At 45.8% G+C, this 17,443-nt stretch carries 15 protein-coding genes; all 15 read right to left on the bottom strand.

Annotated elements, in window-relative coordinates:
- Nucleotides 1-7: 7 nt before the first annotated feature.
- A complete protein-coding gene (gene lpxC, locus ACMXYW_RS03575; RefSeq protein ID WP_415893582.1) occupies nucleotides 8-922 on the bottom strand; it encodes a UDP-3-O-acyl-N-acetylglucosamine deacetylase in 915 nt (304 codons plus the stop codon).
- Between the two features lie 80 nt (nucleotides 923-1,002).
- Nucleotides 1,003-2,175: a cell division protein FtsZ gene (gene ftsZ, locus ACMXYW_RS03570; RefSeq protein ID WP_415883649.1), complete on the bottom strand. Its 1,173-nt coding sequence runs from the start codon at nucleotides 2,173-2,175 to the stop codon at nucleotides 1,003-1,005.
- Nucleotides 2,176-2,266: 91 nt separating this feature from the next.
- A complete protein-coding gene (gene ftsA, locus ACMXYW_RS03565) occupies nucleotides 2,267-3,514 on the bottom strand; it encodes a cell division protein FtsA (RefSeq protein WP_415897613.1) in 1,248 nt (415 codons plus the stop codon).
- Nucleotides 3,514-4,404 (bottom strand): cell division protein FtsQ/DivIB, encoded by an 891-nt coding sequence (locus tag ACMXYW_RS03560; RefSeq protein WP_415905238.1) that lies wholly within the window; start codon nucleotides 4,402-4,404, stop codon nucleotides 3,514-3,516. Before ACMXYW_RS03560 ends, ftsA begins: the two co-directional genes overlap by 1 nt.
- A 1-nt stretch (nucleotide 4,405) precedes the next feature.
- Complete coding sequence (locus tag ACMXYW_RS03555; RefSeq protein ID WP_415900228.1) at nucleotides 4,406-5,353, bottom strand: D-alanine--D-alanine ligase; 948 nt, start codon at nucleotides 5,351-5,353, stop codon at nucleotides 4,406-4,408.
- Entirely contained in the window at nucleotides 5,350-6,798 is a 1,449-nt protein-coding gene (gene murC / locus ACMXYW_RS03550; RefSeq protein WP_415900226.1) for a UDP-N-acetylmuramate--L-alanine ligase, read from the bottom strand. The genes ACMXYW_RS03555 and murC overlap by 4 nt, the downstream gene beginning before the upstream one ends.
- Nucleotides 6,798-7,889 (bottom strand): undecaprenyldiphospho-muramoylpentapeptide beta-N-acetylglucosaminyltransferase, encoded by a 1,092-nt coding sequence (gene murG, locus ACMXYW_RS03545; protein ID WP_415905237.1) that lies wholly within the window; start codon nucleotides 7,887-7,889, stop codon nucleotides 6,798-6,800. The genes murC and murG overlap by 1 nt, the downstream gene beginning before the upstream one ends.
- A complete protein-coding gene (ftsW, locus tag ACMXYW_RS03540) occupies nucleotides 7,886-9,133 on the bottom strand; it encodes a putative lipid II flippase FtsW (protein ID WP_415905236.1) in 1,248 nt (415 codons plus the stop codon). Before ftsW ends, murG begins: the two co-directional genes overlap by 4 nt.
- Nucleotides 9,133-10,482 carry a UDP-N-acetylmuramoyl-L-alanine--D-glutamate ligase gene (murD, locus tag ACMXYW_RS03535; RefSeq protein ID WP_415905235.1) on the bottom strand — a complete coding sequence of 450 codons (1,350 nt, stop codon included), beginning with the start codon at nucleotides 10,480-10,482 and terminating at the stop codon, nucleotides 9,133-9,135. The genes ftsW and murD overlap by 1 nt, the downstream gene beginning before the upstream one ends.
- A gap of 14 nt (nucleotides 10,483-10,496) precedes the next feature.
- Complete coding sequence (gene mraY / locus ACMXYW_RS03530; RefSeq protein WP_415883641.1) at nucleotides 10,497-11,579, bottom strand: phospho-N-acetylmuramoyl-pentapeptide-transferase; 1,083 nt, start codon at nucleotides 11,577-11,579, stop codon at nucleotides 10,497-10,499.
- A gap of 6 nt (nucleotides 11,580-11,585) precedes the next feature.
- Entirely contained in the window at nucleotides 11,586-12,956 is a 1,371-nt protein-coding gene (locus tag ACMXYW_RS03525; protein ID WP_415905234.1) for a UDP-N-acetylmuramoyl-tripeptide--D-alanyl-D-alanine ligase, read from the bottom strand.
- Nucleotides 12,953-14,419, bottom strand: coding sequence for a UDP-N-acetylmuramoyl-L-alanyl-D-glutamate--2,6-diaminopimelate ligase (locus tag ACMXYW_RS03520; RefSeq protein ID WP_415905233.1), 1,467 nt, complete (start codon nucleotides 14,417-14,419; stop codon nucleotides 12,953-12,955). Before ACMXYW_RS03520 ends, ACMXYW_RS03525 begins: the two co-directional genes overlap by 4 nt.
- Nucleotides 14,420-14,430: 11 nt before the next feature.
- Nucleotides 14,431-16,134 (bottom strand): peptidoglycan D,D-transpeptidase FtsI family protein, encoded by a 1,704-nt coding sequence (locus ACMXYW_RS03515; RefSeq protein ID WP_415902917.1) that lies wholly within the window; start codon nucleotides 16,132-16,134, stop codon nucleotides 14,431-14,433.
- On the bottom strand, nucleotides 16,124-16,492 hold the full coding sequence (ftsL, locus tag ACMXYW_RS03510) for a cell division protein FtsL (protein WP_415900214.1): 369 nt from the start codon (nucleotides 16,490-16,492) through the stop codon (nucleotides 16,124-16,126). The genes ACMXYW_RS03515 and ftsL overlap by 11 nt, the downstream gene beginning before the upstream one ends.
- Entirely contained in the window at nucleotides 16,492-17,430 is a 939-nt protein-coding gene (gene rsmH / locus ACMXYW_RS03505; RefSeq protein ID WP_415900213.1) for a 16S rRNA (cytosine(1402)-N(4))-methyltransferase RsmH, read from the bottom strand. Before rsmH ends, ftsL begins: the two co-directional genes overlap by 1 nt.
- Between the last annotated feature and the right edge of the window lie 13 nt (nucleotides 17,431-17,443).

The following is a 17,443-nucleotide window of genomic DNA, read 5'->3' as shown; positions in this document are numbered from 1 at the left end:
CTATTTATCAGACCGCTAACACTGGCTTCTGATAAGAGATAGGTGCGCTTTCTTCATTGTCTTCGAAAGTCACCACTTCCCAAGCATCTTCTTGCGCCAACAATTCACGCAATAGACGATTGTTAAGGTAATGTCCTGATTTGTTTCCGTAGAACTCACCGATCAAGCTCTTACCTAATAGATACAGGTCACCCACCGCATCCAGCACTTTATGCTTCACAAATTCATCGTCATAACGAAGGCCGTCTTCATTAAGAATACGGTAATCATCAACTACGATTGCATTATCAAAGCTACCACCTAATGCTAGGTTCTGAGAGCGAAGGTATTCATAGTCACTCATAAAACCAAAGGTTCTCGCACGACTAACTTCTTTAACAAAAGAAGTGCTAGAGAAGTCTAGGAAAGCTTCCATGTTACGGCCTTCAAATGCTGGGTGCTCAAAATCGATTTTGAAGCCTACTTTAAAGCCGTCAAACGGTTTGAACGTCGCTGACTTGCCATCAGCCTCAACCGTTACTTCTTTCTTAATACGGATAAATTCTTTAGGAGCATTCTGCTCTTCTAGGCCTGCCGACTGGATCAAGAAGACAAACGGCGCAGCACTACCATCCATAATTGGAACTTCTTCTGCGCTTAACTCAACATAGGCATTATCGATACCTAGGCCAGCCATTGCAGAAAGTAGGTGCTCAACAGTCGCTATACGCGCGCCATCTTTAGCCAGGTTGGTTGACAGTTTTGTATCAGAAACATTGTGCGCATGCGCAAGGATCTCAACAACTGGATCCAAGTCAGTACGACGGAAAACAATACCGGTATTTACTGGCGCAGGCTTCAACGTCAGATACACTTTCTGACCCGTATGCAGACCAATACCTGTTGCTTTAATGCTGTTTTTTAATGTTCTCTGTTTAATCATGCTATCTGCCAAAAAATAAAATAGGCCACTCTAGCGCGAGATACTAACAAATAATCGCCCTTTTAGAAAGGACATTCCAATTAATCCGCTTGTTTGCGCAGAAAAGTAGGAATATCTAAATAAGCGGACTCGCTCTCAGTACCTGTTGATTTTAACAACTCACTTTCAGGCTCCGCCGGCCCGTCAAGTGCCTCATTTTTTTTGCGACGCAAAACCGTAGGCAGATCGATCTGCTCAAGGTCTAAACTTCCATCCACTTTTTGCATTCCGCCAGAAACAGGGCGAACCGTTTCTTCTGGCTTATCTAAACCCGTAGCAACAACTGTCACTTTCAGTTCGTCAGTCATCTCAGGTTCAATAACAGTACCGATAACAATCGTGGCATTTTCAGATGCGTACTCTTCAATCTGATTACCCACTTCGGTAAATTCGCCCAAGCTGAGATCCATACCCGCAGTGATATTTACCAAGATACCGCTCGCGCCTTTCAGATCTACGTTATCAAGTAGTGGACTCTTGATCGCTTTCTCTGCAGCTTCAGCAGCTCGGTTCTCACCACGCGCACCACCGGTACCCATCATCGCCATGCCCATTTCGGACATAACAGTCCGCACATCAGCAAAGTCAACATTGATCATACCCGGACGCGTAATCAGATCCGAAATACCCTGAACAGCCCCTTTCAAAACATCGTTGGCAGACTCAAATGCATTCAAAAGGCTGCAATTACGACCTAGTACCTGCATCAGTTTTTCGTTAGGGATAATAATGAGGGAATCAACACTTTCGCGAAGCTCTTTGATACCTTCAATAGCAATACTCATTCGTTTACGGCCTTCAAACGGGAAAGGCTTTGTCACGACTGCGACTGTTAGAATTCCGAGCTCTTTAGCTACTTCGGCTACGATAGGTGCGGCACCCGTACCTGTACCACCGCCCATACCAGCCGTGATAAATACCATATCCGCACCTTGCAACATTTCTGCAATGCGATCCCGATCTTCCATAGCTGCCTGACGACCAACTTCTGGATTTGCACCCGCGCCTAGGCCTTTGGTAAGCGTATTACCAAGCTGGATAACTTTTTGGGACGCCATAGATGAAAGCGCTTGCGCATCTGTATTTGCACAAACAAATTCCACCCCTTCTAGGTCACCACTTTCCATGTGTTTTACAGCGTTTCCGCCTCCACCACCAACACCGATAACTTTAATAACGGCATTTTGCGGAACGCTATCTAACAGTTCAAACATTGTTAGCTCCTTTAGTGCCCTGCCAAGCACTATCCCCTAATAAAGCAGCACGCTACTTTTGCTGCTATAAATCTAAAAACCTTCAGCTTGTTCAGAAGTTGTTCTGAAACCAAGCTCTCATCTTGTCTAAAACACTCTTTTGCGAACCCACAACGACTTCTGGCTCGACGTCTTGCTCAACAGCACCAACATGATCTTGTTGTGCGTATTGCAGAAGCCCCATACCTGTTGCATAAATAGGACTACTTAAAATATCTTCCATCCCACGTACACCGTGTGGTGTCGCCAAGCGAACCGGCATATGGAAGATTTCTTCAGCTAATTCAATGGCACCTTCCATTTTCGAAGTTCCGCCTGTCAGCACAATGCCTGCTGCAACCAAATCTTCAAAACCACTGCGTCTCAATTCGGCCTGAATCAGGCTAAACAATTCTTCGTAACGGGGCTCAACCACTTCTGCTAACGACTGTCTAGAAAGATCCCTAGCAGGCCTATCACCTACACCAGGCACCTTAACGGTCTCTTCACCTGTAGCGAGCTGTGCCAGTGCACACGCATATTTAACCTTGATCTCTTCCGCATGCTGCGTTGGTGTTCGCAAAGCCATCGCGATATCGTTTGTAACTTGATCACCAGCAATCGGAATGACAGCGGTATGACGAATAGAACCGCCTGTAAAAATAGAGATATCAGAGGTGCCACCGCCGATATCCACCATACAAACACCCAGTTCCTTCTCATCTTCCGTCAAAACGGAATAGCTTGAAGCCAATTGCTCAAGAACTAGGTTATCTACATCAAGACCGCAGCGGCGAACACACTTCTCAATATTCTGAGCAGCATTCACTGAACCCGTAACAAGGTGCACCTTCGCTTCTAAACGCACACCCGACATCCCTAAAGGCTCTTTGATGCCCTCTGAGCTATCAATCTCATACTCTTGAGGCAAGATGTGTAAGATTTTCTGATCAGCAGGGATTGCTACTGCTCGAGCCGCATCGATCACACGCTCTAGATCATACTCAGTTACTTCTCTATCACGAACAGCCACAATCCCATGAGAATTTAGGCTATTAATATGACTACCTGCGATACCAACAGTCACAGAGTGAATCTTACAGCCAGCCATCAACTCAGCCTCTTCGACCGCACGCTGAATCGAGCTCACTGTTGATTCGATATTCACTACAACGCCTTTTTTCAGGCCTCGAGATGGATGCGAGCCAATGCCGATAATTTCGATGGCACCATCAATACCGATCTCCCCTACAAGGCACAGCACCTTTGAGGTCCCGATATCGAGCGCAACAACCATATTGTTTTCCATCGAACCACTCATTATGTTTTATCCTGCATTTCGCTTTCGGGTTTTTCCCGCCATTTCACCGCCACCCCATGGGTGTAACGTATATCGATTGATTCTATATCAGCCGCTTGAGCAGCCAATCGTTGTTTATACAAAGTCAAAAAGCGTTGTAAACGTGCATTAATTGCCTCTCGGCCTACAACCACTTTGATTTGATTATCTAATTCCATTGTCCAGGCGCCACGAGCCTCTAAATCCAGTGCAACAACACTCAGTCCCATCGGCTTCAGCATCTGATTAAAATCATGGAACTGTGACATGACCCTTTCAGTATCTGGAGCAGGCCCACTCAATCTAGGTAAATTCCGATACTCTTTAGAAAGCTCCGGCCAAAATATATCGCCCTGATGGTTCAACAATCCCCTCTCTCCCCAACGAGCAACCGGCACCTCTTCCTCAACTTCAACCAGCAAGGTATCGGGCCAATCTCGTCGAATAGAGGAGACCCTGACCCATGGCTGTTCACTTACTAGAGATTGAACCGATTCAATATCAACCTCTAATAGATTCACTGTTAGGTCACCAGCGATAATCTTCCCTAACTTTTCTCGGTCCAAATGCTGGGTTTTACCTTCAATAACTACGCTCGTTACTGGACGGTCCAGCCATTGCCATAAGTTATGACCAATACCCCATAAAACGCCGATAAAAATAACCAGCGAAGATAACGTCCAAAATGGCTTCCACCAAAACTCAGAATCGTTATTTACGCGGCTATCCTTTTTAGGATTCTTTTTATCAGCTTTCCCTTTTACAGGTTCTTCTTTAGCGATCTTTTCACGACTGGCACCGCGAGGCTTAGCAAGCTCTACTTCTTGCTCCCCCAACGGTTCAGTTTGTCGAAAAAATCGCAAAAGGTTCATTTTATTGGGCCGTTTTTAATATTCTAACGACCAACTCATCAAAGCTAATTCCTTGCTCTCGCGCAGCCATTGGCACAAGACTATGATCCGTCATACCCGGAGCCGTATTAACTTCTAATAGTTGGAAGTTTCCATCTTGATCTTGCATCACATCTACACGCCCCCAGCCTTTACAGCCAACCGCGGCAAATGCTTGTTCAGCTAGACGTTTCAGGGATGTTAATTTGTCCTCTGACAAACCATGATCGAACTTGTACTGCGTATCGTTCGCTAGATATTTTGCATCAAAGTCATAAAACTCGTGCTGCGTGACTAGCTGAATAGGAGGCAATGCAGAACCATCAAGCACCGCAACGGTATACTCGTCACCACTCATCCAACTTTCTGCGATCACACTACGATCAAAACCAGCGGCTGTTTCCAATGCTGTTTCTAGTTCACTAGCACTGGCAACTTTACTCATTCCAATACTGGAACCTTCGTGCGCAGGCTTAACAATCATCGGTAAACCAAGACGCTCAACGATGTCATCAACCTCAAATTCACCATTAAATGCCGCAAATGTTGGAGTCGGTAAGCCTGCGCCTATCCACACCTGCTTGGTTCTTAACTTATCCATACCGATTGCAGAAGCTGTCACACCACTTCCAGTGTATGGTTTGCCTAGCATTTCCAACGCACCTTGCAAGGTACCGTCTTCACCGCCTGGGCCATGTAAAATCAAAAAGGCACGATCAAAGTGATTTTCTTGTAGTTGCTGTAACGGCTGTTGATCGCCATTAGGACCATAGAGATCGATACCAAATGCATCAACACCTGCACGTTGTAGTCCAGCTAAAACCTCAGCACCACTCTTGAGTGAAACATCACGCTCAGATGAATTACCACCAAAAATAACCGCAACTCGTCCGAAGTCGGATTTCATTTGAGCATCAATTTGATAACTCATTTTTCCTCCTTATCGGCTACAAGGTTGGCCTGTTTAAGCTGATGAGCAAGCGCTGTAATATCACCCGCACCTTGAGTCAGCAATAGATCACCTGGCTCCAAAATATCTTTCAGCACATCGGCAACGGTGTCTTTATCACTAACAAATACCGGATCTATACGACCACGCTGACGAATGCTTCGACATAGGCTACGACTATCAGCACCAGCAATTGGCTCTTCACCAGCGGCATAAACCTCTAGCAATAACAACACATCGGCTTCAGACAGTACTTCCACAAAGTCTTCGTACAAATCACGAGTTCGGCTATAACGATGAGGCTGATTAATCATCACCAAACGCTTTTCAGGCCAGCCTTCACGAATGGCTTTAACAACGGCATTAACTTCTCTTGGGTGGTGACCGTAATCATCAACCAACATAACGCTACCACCATTGACAGGCACGTCCCCCAAAACTTGGAAACGACGACCAACGCCTTCAAACTTAGTTAAAGCGGTGCAGATCGCTTCATCACTAATGCCCTCATCGGTAGCCACAGCAATCGTTGCTAAGGCATTCAACATATTGTGATGTCCCGGCATATTTAGTGAGATTTCTAGATCGGCAAAATCTCCCGGGCGCTTAACGGTAAAGCGGGTGTACATACCTTCTTGTCTGATATTCTCAGCACGGTAGTCAGCATCTTCCTCTACACCGTAAGTCAGCACTGGACGACTAACTTCCGGAAGGATTTCCCTTACAACAGGATCATCGATACACATAACCGCAAGACCGTAGAATGGTAGGTTATGTAGAAACTCGACAAATGTTTTCTTCAACTTAGAGAAGTCATTCTCATAAGTTTCCATATGGTCCGCATCGATGTTTGTAACAATCGCAACCATAGGCTGTAAGTGAAGGAATGAAGCATCACTTTCATCAGCCTCTGCCACAAGATAGCGGCTCGTGCCCATTTTGGCGTTGGTGCCAGCACTGTTCAGTCGACCGCCAATGACAAATGTTGGATCAAGCTCGCCTTCAGCAAAGATGGAAGCTAACAGACTTGTCGTCGTTGTTTTGCCGTGCGTGCCAGCTACAGCAATACCGTGACGGTAGCGCATCAATTCAGCCAACATTTCAGCACGACGAACAATCGGAATACGCTGTTCACGCGCAGCTTTCACTTCTGGGTTTTCTTCGTTAACCGCAGTGGAAACAACAACCACATCCACACCTGAGACATTGGTATCAGCATGCCCAATAAAGATGTTCATCCCCAAGCCTTCTAGGCGTTGAGTTGTCGCGGACACTTTAATATCTGAACCTGAGATCTGATATCCCTGATTCAGCAATACTTCCGCAATACCACACATACCCACACCACCAATGCCGATAAAATGAATTCGGCTGATACGGCGCATTTCCGGTATTTCATAACGGGTGAAAGCATTTTGTTGTTTCATTACTTCATTGCCTCAAGACAAACATTTGCTACCACATCACTTGCTTCGGGTTTACCTAGTGATAGCGCTTTGTTCGCCATTTCCATCAACGTTTCTCGTTGATTTAATTGTTCTGTTAATAATGCTGTTAGCGTTTCTTTATTAAGATCCGCCTGCTGAATTAAAATTGCAGCATCTCTCTCAGCAAGATAATTTGCGTTTTTAGTTTGGTGATCATCAACCGCATAAGGAAAAGGCACTAATACAGATGCCACACCTGCATTGCTCAATTCACTCACCGTTAAAGCACCAGCACGACATAAAACCACATCTGCCCAACTATAGGCTTCTGCCATATCATCAATAAATGGCACAACTTTACACTCAGTTACGCCCAGCGCTTCATAACGCTGCTGAGTTTCTTCAATATTTCTTTTTCCTGCCTGATGCCAAACCTCTGGACGTTGCTCCTGAGGTAAATCAGCAAGCACTTCAGGCAGAAGGTCGTTAATCGCTTTCGCGCCTAAACTTCCACCTACAACCAAAAGACGCAAAGGTCCTTCACGATCAGAAAAACGCTCTTTAGGTTCAGGTAAATTCAAAATACTTCCGCGTACCGGATTACCCACAGTTTGAGTCGTCAGGCCACTTTTGAATGCACCTTGGAACGCTTCCAGAACTTTTTTGGCTAATTTAGACAAAGCCTTGTTAGTCATTCCTGCAACAGCATTCTGTTCGTGAATGATCAACGGAATTCTTAGCAACCACGCAGCAAGACCACCTGGGCCAGATGCAAAACCGCCCATACCTAATACAACATCAGGTTTAACAGAGCGAACAACCGATAGCGCCTGCCACAAAGCGATCAACAGTTTAAATGGAGCCAAAAGCAGACTTAACTTGCCTTTGCCTCTTAAGCCTCTGACTTCAATAGAGTGCAGTTTTAATCCTGCTGCAGGTACCAAATCAGCTTCTATTCCGTGTCGAGAGCCCAACCATTCAACATGAACACCTTGTGCCTGTAATTTCTCTGCTGTGGCCAATGCAGGGAATACATGACCACCAGTGCCACCAGCCATAATCAAAGCTACTTTTTTATCAGAAGTACTCATGCGACAGCCTCCTGATTTTTTGATTTACGTTCTTTGGCTTCAGCATCTGGCTGATTTTTTCCAGCTAATTTCAATTCGTAGTCAACTCTCAAAATAACGGCCAACATGGCGCAACTCACTAATAAACTACTTCCACCGTAACTCACCAAAGGAAGCGTCAAACCTTTTGTAGGCAACGCGCCAACATTCACTCCAATATTGATCAACGCCTGCCCTGCAAAGATAATTGCAAAACCGTAACAGACATAAGCAGAGAAAAAGGATTTTACCTTTTCAGCTCGACGACCAATACGGAAAATATTCACGATTAATACGGCATAAACCAAGATCAAAGCGATCGCGCCGATAAAACCCAACTCTTCAGCCAATACAGAAAACACAAAGTCAGTATGAGCTTCTGGCAGATAAAATAGCTTTTGAACGCTATTACCCAACCCTGTTCCAAACCATTCACCACGACCAAAAGCGATCTGAGCCTGCGATAACTGGTACCCAGTTCCAAAAGGATCGGACCATGGATCTAAGAAGCTCTGAAGTCGAGCTACTCGGTAAGGCTGCAATCCTACAACAGCGACCAGCAGACCCACTACACCAGAGATCACCATCAAGAATTGGGAAAAGCGCATCCCACCCAAAAAGATCATTCCCATAACTGTCCCCATCAGGACAACTAAGGCACCAAAGTCCGGTTCGAAGTACAGCAGCACACAAAAAATACCCAGAGGTAGAGTCGGCTTCGCAATCCCTTTCCAGCTGCTACGCACTTCATCCAAGCGTCTTACTAAGTAGCCAGCCATGTACATCACCATACAGAACTTAGCGACTTCCGAAGCCTGAAGGTTTAAAGGGCCCAACGGTAACCAACGGTGACTACCATTTACCCCTTTACCTACACCTGGAATAAGAACCAAAATCAACAAAACACCGGCAGCTAACATCCACCAGTGCCCGGTCTTCTCCCAAAAGCGCATTGGGATATTCCAAACGACTACAGCACCAATCATCGCCAGCATGATAAATATGAACTGACGAATAACGTAAAAATACGCTGTACCGTTATTTTTTAGCGCCACATCTAAAGATGCAGAGCTAATCATTACAAACCCCGTTAGAACCAAAGCAACTGAACAGGCCAGCACCCAAGGGTCAAATGGCAACACTCTTTGTGACGCACAAACAGGCGGAGGCGAAGGAATTAAACCCTCTAACCTCTGCTTAATGTTTGTCATCGCCAAAGAGATCATTAAAGAGCCTCCACCGCGTCAATAAAAGCATCACCACGAGCGGGGAAACCAGAGAACATATCAAAGCTCGCACAGGCAGGTGAAAGCAGAACAATATCTCCCTCCTTCGCTTGTGCTTGCGCCTTTGCAACAGCAGCTTGCATATCGTCCGCTGATTCTTTAATGACACCTTCACAACTGTCAGCTAAACGAGGCCCATCTTCACCGATATAGATCAGCGCTCTTGCAAACTGCTGCATAGGTTCAGCCAATTCAGAAAATTCGGCACCTTTACCAACACCACCAGCTATTAACACAATACGCTGATCTGCAGACAGGGTTTTTCCTAAACCGTTCAGCGCAGCAACAGTCGCACCAACGTTAGTACCTTTGGAATCGTTGTAATATTCAATACCGGCTTTTTCAGCAACCCACTGGCAACGATGTTTCAAACCAGTAAAGTTCTTTAAAGCTGTTAGCATCGCATCCATTGGCAAGCCAACTGACTGGCCTAAAGCTAACGCTGAAAGTGCATTAGCCATGTTATGGCTACCACGTATTTTTAACTCAGATACAGGTATTAATTTGTCCAGGCCAACGGCAAGCCAAGTTTCACCCTTTTCTTCAGTCAAACCAAAGACTTTAAGATCGGGTTTACCTAAGTGGTAAGCAAGCTGATCAACACCACTCGGCATTAATGGCATTGTCAGTGCATCATCACGGTTAACAACGACTTTTTTAGCTCCGCGGAAAATCCGGTGTTTAGCCTGATAATAACCCTGCATAGAATCATAACGATCTAAATGATCAGGGCTAATATTGAGTACAGTTGCAACTGCTGCTCGAAGATCATTGGTTGTTTCTAACTGGAAGCTTGATAGTTCGATAACATACAGATCTTTTTCAGGCTCGTTTAACATCTCGAGTACAGGCGTACCAATATTCCCGCACACTCCAACATTTAAACCGGCAGCAGCAGCCATCTCACCCACTAAGGTAGTGACCGTACTTTTAGCATTTGAACCGGTAATCGCAACAATAGGTGCACTGATCTCATTACAGAAAAGATCAATATCACCACTTAACTTCGCGCCCGCTTTTACTGCCGTTTGAATAGCAGGATCACTTTGTGCAACACCAGGGCTCAAAATCAATTCTGATGCACTACTCAGTAGTTCAGCATCAAAAGGCCCGCAAATCAGTTTAACGTCAGGAAGCTCTGTTGATAGCTCATCCATGCCTGGAGGATTCTCTCGGCTATCAACAACGACAAAACGCTCATTTTTAGATGCCAAATAGCGTGCACATGCCAGCCCGGTCTGACCTAAACCGATGACTACTTTTAATTTATCGCTGGCGATTAAACTCATGCTCAAACTTTACCTTAACGAATTTTCAGAGATGCCAAGCCAATCAGCACCAAAACTACTGTGATGATCCAGAAACGCACAATTACACGAGGCTCTGGCCAACCTTTCAATTCAAAATGGTGATGCAAAGGCGCCATACGGAAGATACGGCGACCTGTTAATTTAAACGATGCCACCTGCAAAATTACTGACACGGTTTCAGCAACAAACACACCGCCCATAATGAACAGTACAAATTCCTGACGGACGATAACAGCAATAACGCCAAGCGCAGCACCTAAAGATAAGGCACCGACATCACCCATAAATACCTGAGCTGGATAAGTGTTAAACCACAAGAAACCAAGACCCGCACCAACCATGGCACCACAGAATATAATCAGCTCACCAGAACCCGGCACATACGGGATCAATAGATATTCAGCAAACTTGATGTTACCGGACAGATATGCAAATACACCTAATGCTCCGGCTACCATTACGGTTGGCAAAATAGCTAGACCATCTAAGCCATCAGTAAGGTTTACGGCATTAGAGCTACCTACAATTACAAAGTAGGTAAAGACAATAAAGAAGATACCGAGATCAATCGACACATCTTTTAGGAATGGAATCAGAAGTTCTGTTTCAACAGGTGTGGAAGCCATGCAATAGAGTAATACTGCCGCACCCATACCACCTACTGACTGCCACAGATACTTCCACTTAGCAGGTAATCCTCTCGGATTTTTCTCAACCACTTTACGATAATCATCGACCCAACCCACTGCACCAAAAATTAGCGTCACGCCCAACGTAATCCACACATAAGGGTTAGTCAAATCACTCCACAAAAGGGTACTAATCGCAATTGCAACTAGGATCAAAGCACCACCCATTGTTGGTGTACCTGCTTTGCTCAAATGCGTCTGAGGACCATCATCTCGTACCGCTTGACCAATCTGATTACTACGTAGTTTGTTGATCATATGAGGGCCGACCCACAAAGCTATCAACAATGCTGTTAATACACCCAAAATCCCACGTAGGGTTAGGTACTGAAATACAGCAAAGCCGCTGTAATATTCCGATAAAAATTCTGCCAGCAGTGGTAGCATTGCCTTCTATTCCCCTTCAGTCAGGTTCTTCACGACCTGATCCATCGCTGCACTTCTCGAGCCTTTAATCAGAATATTGGTATTCTGATCAGCCAACTTTTTCAATGCAGCTGTTAATTCTTCACGTGTATCAAAATGCACTCCCTGCCCAACTGCTGCAGCGTTATACGCTGAAACAGAGTGCCGGGACAGCACGCCAGTTGCATAAAAGCAACTAACCCCCTTCTGCGCTGCCCGACAGCCTACCTGTGCATGCTGATCAGCGGCATCCGCCCCCAACTCAGCCATATCCCCTAAAACCAATACTGATTTACCCGGCAAACTAACCAGCAGATCCACTGCCGCATTTACCGAACCAGGATTGGCGTTATAACTATCATCAATTACTTGAGCACCAGACGCTGTCGACAAGCAACGCATACGTCCAGATACTGCAGTGAAGGATTCCAAACCGCTGCAAATTTCCGCTAACGACATTTCTTTAGCGCTTACAGCAGCTGCCGCAGCTAGGGCATTTGCAACGTTATGCTGTCCCATCACCTGCAGCTGAACCGTTTTAGACTCAGAGCCTCTGTGCAAAACAAAAGAAAAACAGCCATTGCTAGATGGTTTCAAGTCCGACGCATACACAGCAGCTTTCTCGGAGCTAAGAGAGAAGTTGCTCTGAGGCTTTCCTTGGTTTTGATTTAACCAATACTCTGTATGCGGATCATCTAGGTTGATAACAGCCGTGCCTTGAGTTTCATCTAACTGCGAAAAGATCTCAGATTTGGCTTCGACTACACCTTGCAGAGAGCCAAACCCTTCCAGATGAGCGCCCATCGCGTTATTCAAAATCGCAACATCAGGCAGAGAGATCGCAGTAGTGTAAGCAATCTCGCCACCGGCACTAGCACCCTGTTCAATCACAGCAATTTGATGCTGATCACTTAATTCAAAAAGCGTTAGCGGTACACCGATGTCGTTATTCAAATTACCTTTAGTAGCCAATACCTGATTATTTTGGGACAGAATTGCAAATAGCATCTCTTTAACAGTCGTTTTCCCGCTACTACCTGTCACTGCGTAAACAGTGCCATCAAAGCGCTGACGATTCGCTTGCGCAATGTTCCCTAAAGCAATACGCGTATCTTCAACTTGCCACAATGGCGCTTTAATTTCTGGCATAGATCGAGAAACAACCGCGGCGACTGCGCCTTTTTCAAGTGCCTGTTCTATAAACTGATGACCATCAAAATTAGGGCCAACCAATGCTACGAATAGATCACCCTGCTTAATCGTACGCGTGTCTGTACTTACACCTGTAAATTCAGTATCAGCCGTTATCTGCCCGCCAAAAGCTTGTTTTAACTGCTGCAAAAACCACTGACCAATCATACCGCTACCCCTAAAACTGACTTACTCACATCAACATCACTAAACGGGTAACGTGTACCAGCAATCTCTTGATAATTTTCGTGACCTTTACCTGCGATCAACACGACATCTTCTGGTGAAGCAGCATTGATCGCCATTCTGATCGCTTCTGCACGATCCGCTTCAACATCCGCCTGATGATCATGAATACCGCTCTCGATCATCTCAATAATGCTATCTGGCTGTTCGGTTCTTGGGTTATCGCTAGTCACAACCAACCGATCTGCAAATCGGTCTGCAATATTACCCATTAGTTCTCGTTTACCTGTATCGCGGTCGCCACCACAACCAAATACGCACCACAAACGCCCTGACGTATGAGCTCTAACAGCTTGGATTGCTTTCTCTAGAGCATCTGGCGTATGCGCATAATCAATAATTACCAACGGCTTATCCGCAGTGACCAATGCCTGCATTCGCCCTGGCACTGCATCTAATTTGGAAAGCCCGTGCATAACCTGCTCTCGGCTAAACCCTTGCTCGGAGAGCAAAGCTGCTACGAGAAGCAGATTGTCCAGATTAAATTCGCCGATAATTTTACTAGCGAAAGCAAAGTTGCCTTGCGCCGTTTTCAGCTCCGCTTCGATGCCGTGCAAAGCTAAACGGTATGCCGCGATCAGATAATCGCCTTGTGCACGCCCAACCGCTACTTTTTTACCTTTAACTTCGTCATCAGCTAACAACGTTTGACCAAAAGCATCATCACTGTTGATAACAGAAGCTTTTAGATCAAAGCGTTTAAACAATCTTGCTTTAGCCGCACCGTAAGAAGCCATAGAACCGTGGTAATCCAGATGATCACGGCTTAAGTTGGTGAGTGCGGCATAATCAAATTCAACCCCAGCAACTCGGCCCTGCAGTAAAGCATGACTAGAGACTTCCATCACAACGCTTTCAGCACCTGCTGCGCGTAATTCAGCAAACAAACGCTGCAAGCCTACAGCATCTGGCGTTGTATGAGTTGCCTGTTCTAGCTGGCCTGGAAAACCATTTCCGATGGTGCCAACAATTGCTGTTTTCGTGCCTATAGCATTCATCGCCTGTGCAACAAAATGCGCACAAGAGGTTTTACCGTTAGTCCCCGTAATGCCAATAACATTCAGATGACGGCTTGGGTGACCATAAAAATTCGCAGCCACAGGGCCAATCTGACTGACTAAATCAGGCACAGAAATCACTGGGATGCCAAGCGAAGGACAATCATCAACTTCACGACTATCCAACAAAATCGCTACTGCACCACTTTTTTCAGCCGCTTCAACGAAATCGACACCACGATGCTGAATACCGGATCGAGCAATAAACAGAGTGCCGGGCGTAACCGTGCGGCTATCTTGCGAAATAGCAGATACGACAAAGCCGGCGTAAGTTTCATCAACCCACTCCGGCGCAATCTCTTTCAATGTTCTACTGATTTCCAACATAGTCACCTCATTCAACGCTGAGCAACCTGCTTATTTACTTCCGGCCAATTATCCGGTGGGATATTCATCAAACGCAAAGCTCCACCTACCGCTCTTGAAAAAACCGGAGCTGCTACCTCACCACCGTAATATTCCTGCCCTTTAGGGTTATCAATCATCACTACTGTTACTAAGCGCGGATCACTTACCGGCGCCAAACCTGCAAATGTAGATATATACTGATCGTCGATATATCCACCGCGGCCAACTTTATGCACTGTGCCTGTTTTGCCGGCTACTCGATATCCCTGCACAGCCGCTCTTCGACCCGTACCTTTAACGCTAATCACCGTTTCCATCATTTCACGGACATCAACCGCCACATCCGCAGGCATGACTCGAACAGGTTTGCCTGCTTCGTTCTGTCGAATCAGACTGACAGGGCTAACGACCCCATCATTAGCCAACGCCAAATATGACTGCGCTAGCTGCAATGGCGTTACCGATAAGCCATAGCCATAAGAAAGCGTCGCACGCTCAACTTGCTGCCTCGAATTCAGATAAGGCAGATAACCTGTACTTTCACCCGGGAATCCGATGCCTGTTGCCTGCCCTAAGCCTAAATTGTGATACAGATTACGTACTGAACCTTCAGGTAAGCTTAACGACAACTTCGTTACACCCACATTGCTGGATTTCGTAATAATGGTTGAGATATCTATCTCACCGTAATTACGATGATCTCGGATGGTTTTACCTTTAACCCGCATATAACCAGGTGCAGTATTTACGATCGTTTCCGGCTCGTATTCTCCGCTCATCAAGGCCGCAGCAACCGTCATAGGTTTAACCGTCGAACCCGGCTCAAATGTATCGGTTAACGCTCTGTTTCTTAATGCCGTCGAAATTCTCTGTTTTGGATCATTTGGGTTGTAAGATGGCTGATTAACCATCGCCAACACTTCGCCCGTAGATGCATCAAGCATCACAATCGACCCGCCATCAGCTTTATGCGCTTTTACTGACGCTTTTAATTCTCTATACGCTAGATATTGCAGCCTTAAATCGATACTTAGCTGAATATCATTACCATGCAGCGCTGGCTTAACTTCGCGAATATGCTTGATCGTTCTACCCAAACGATCTTTCATTACAAGCTGCTTACCAGCATCAGCCTTTAACCAATCCTCATAAGCCAGCTCTAAACCTTCTTGGCCTTTACCATCCAAGTTAGTAAAACCAACCAGATGCGTTGTGACCTCGGCTGCCGGGTAGTAACGCTTATATTCACGATCAACATGCACACCCGGTATACGCAAAGCTCTAATTTTTTCAGCTAGCTCAGGTGTAACTTGACGCTGTAAATACAAAAACCTACGGCTGCGATTTTCAGATAACTTAGCCAGTAGTTTCTTTTTGTTCGTTTTCAGCAGCACCGCTAGTTTTGACAAACCATCGTGCTGCATATCTGTCATTTTCGGATCAGCCCAAATAGTCGCTACCGGTGCACTCACCGCCAAAGGCTCACCATGCCTATCCGTGATAATCCCGCGATGAGCAGGTACCTGAACCGTTCTCAATGAGCGAGCATCGCCTTGGGTTTGCAAAAACGACTGTTCTTCTACATAAAGGGAAAGCATGCGAGCCGTAATTCCACCTGCAACGAGCAATAGAAGAACCAGCACCAACCAAAGGCGCCATCCTCTACCAACTGCTGCTTCAGTGTTATCGCTCATGCTTAACGATCTCTATTTGTTCAACATCTGGCACTTTCATGCCCAACACGCTCGTTGCTTGTTGTTCAACTCGGTTATTGGCAGCCCATGCACTTTGCTCAAGCAGTAGCTGTCCCCACTCAACTTGAAGCTCATCCCTTTGCTGTATCAATTCCTGATGCTGGTTAAATAACTGTCGATATTCAAAGGCGCTCATGACTACGCCCAAGCATGACACCAAAAGCACCACAACCAACACAAACACCAATAAAAATGGGCTCAGCAACTCTTCAGCACTATAAAAATTGTCTCGACCAGATGAATTCCCCTTCTCATCCTCCTGATCGCCAACCCAATTTTTCCAGAACCTTCCAAGCATCAAGCGACCTTTTCAGCCACTCGCATAACTGCACTTCGAGCCCGTACGTTCTCTTCGGTTTCAGAGGCACTCGCTTTCACAGCCTTACCCACATTCTTCAACCGAATTTTCAACATATCGTTTGTAACCGGAATACCACGTGGAATATGCTCATCGCCTTTAACATGCTGACGAATAAAGCGCTTCACAATCCGATCTTCTAGTGAGTGGAAGCTAATAACTACTAGACGCCCACCCACTTTCAACATTTCTAAAGCCTGATCCAAACAGCTTTCCAGATCTTCCAATTCACGATTAATATGGATACGAATACCTTGGAAAGCACGTGTTGCAGGGTTCTTACCTTTCTCCCAAGCAGGATTGGCTTCAGCAATAATTTTTGAAAGCTGCGCTGTCGTGGTAATTGGCTCTTCTTCACGCTTAGCCACAATCGCTTTCGCCATACGACGGGAGAAACGCTCCTCGCCATAGGTATAAATCACATCAGCAATCTCTTTCTCTTCGGCGCGAGCGATCCAATCAGCCGCACTTTCACCAGAAGAGGTGTCCATTCGCATATCCAGCGGACCATCATTTAGAAAGCTAAACCCTCGGGAAGCATCATCTAACTGTGGTGAAGACACACCCAAATCCAGCAAAATTCCATCAACCTGTCCTTGCAAACCGCGCTCAGTTACAAATTCTTGCAATTGTGCAAAACTGCCGTGCGCTATAGAGAAACGATCTTCATCTGCAAAACGTTCGTGTGCATGCGCAATGGCGGTTGGATCCTTATCGATTCCCATCAACTGACCATCTTCTGCCAATTGATCCAATACCAATGCAGAATGACCGCCACGACCAAAGGTCCCGTCGACATAGAAACCAGACGCGTCCTGCACTAAAGCTTCTACAGCTTCATTTAACAGCACTGTGATATGTTTAAATTCCTGGCTCATTCGTCGTTACTCG

It is taken from the genome of Neptuniibacter sp. QD48_55, from assembly GCF_047778115.1.
Taxonomy (GTDB): domain Bacteria; phylum Pseudomonadota; class Gammaproteobacteria; order Pseudomonadales; family Balneatricaceae; genus Neptuniibacter.
Note: the sequence above shows the minus strand (reverse complement) of the source record. Positions and strands in the feature narration are given on the sequence as shown.

What these genes read in the sequence shown, in the direction of transcription:
- ACMXYW_RS03520 (WP_415905233.1), bottom strand. Translation starts at nt 14,419, where the DNA reads ATGTTGGAAATCAGTAGAACATTGAAAGAGATTGCGCCGGAGTGGGTT.
- murC (WP_415900226.1), bottom strand. Translation starts at nt 6,798, where the DNA reads ATGAAACAACAAAATGCTTTCACCCGTTATGAAATACCGGAAATGCGC.
- lpxC (WP_415893582.1), bottom strand. Translation starts at nt 922, where the DNA reads ATGATTAAACAGAGAACATTAAAAAACAGCATTAAAGCAACAGGTATT.
- mraY (WP_415883641.1), bottom strand. Translation starts at nt 11,579, where the DNA reads ATGCTACCACTGCTGGCAGAATTTTTATCGGAATATTACAGCGGCTTT.
- ftsZ (WP_415883649.1), bottom strand. Translation starts at nt 2,175, where the DNA reads ATGTTTGAACTGTTAGATAGCGTTCCGCAAAATGCCGTTATTAAAGTT.
- murD (WP_415905235.1), bottom strand. Translation starts at nt 10,482, where the DNA reads ATGAGTTTAATCGCCAGCGATAAATTAAAAGTAGTCATCGGTTTAGGT.
- rsmH (WP_415900213.1), bottom strand. Translation starts at nt 17,430, where the DNA reads ATGAGCCAGGAATTTAAACATATCACAGTGCTGTTAAATGAAGCTGTA.
- murG (WP_415905237.1), bottom strand. Translation starts at nt 7,889, where the DNA reads ATGAGTACTTCTGATAAAAAAGTAGCTTTGATTATGGCTGGTGGCACT.
- ftsL (WP_415900214.1), bottom strand. Translation starts at nt 16,492, where the DNA reads ATGCTTGGAAGGTTCTGGAAAAATTGGGTTGGCGATCAGGAGGATGAG.
- ftsA (WP_415897613.1), bottom strand. Translation starts at nt 3,514, where the DNA reads ATGAGTGGTTCGATGGAAAACAATATGGTTGTTGCGCTCGATATCGGG.
- ACMXYW_RS03555 (WP_415900228.1), bottom strand. Translation starts at nt 5,353, where the DNA reads ATGAGTTATCAAATTGATGCTCAAATGAAATCCGACTTCGGACGAGTT.
- ACMXYW_RS03525 (WP_415905234.1), bottom strand. Translation starts at nt 12,956, where the DNA reads ATGATTGGTCAGTGGTTTTTGCAGCAGTTAAAACAAGCTTTTGGCGGG.
- ACMXYW_RS03515 (WP_415902917.1), bottom strand. Translation starts at nt 16,134, where the DNA reads ATGAGCGATAACACTGAAGCAGCAGTTGGTAGAGGATGGCGCCTTTGG.
- ACMXYW_RS03560 (WP_415905238.1), bottom strand. Translation starts at nt 4,404, where the DNA reads ATGAACCTTTTGCGATTTTTTCGACAAACTGAACCGTTGGGGGAGCAA.
- ftsW (WP_415905236.1), bottom strand. Translation starts at nt 9,133, where the DNA reads ATGATCTCTTTGGCGATGACAAACATTAAGCAGAGGTTAGAGGGTTTA.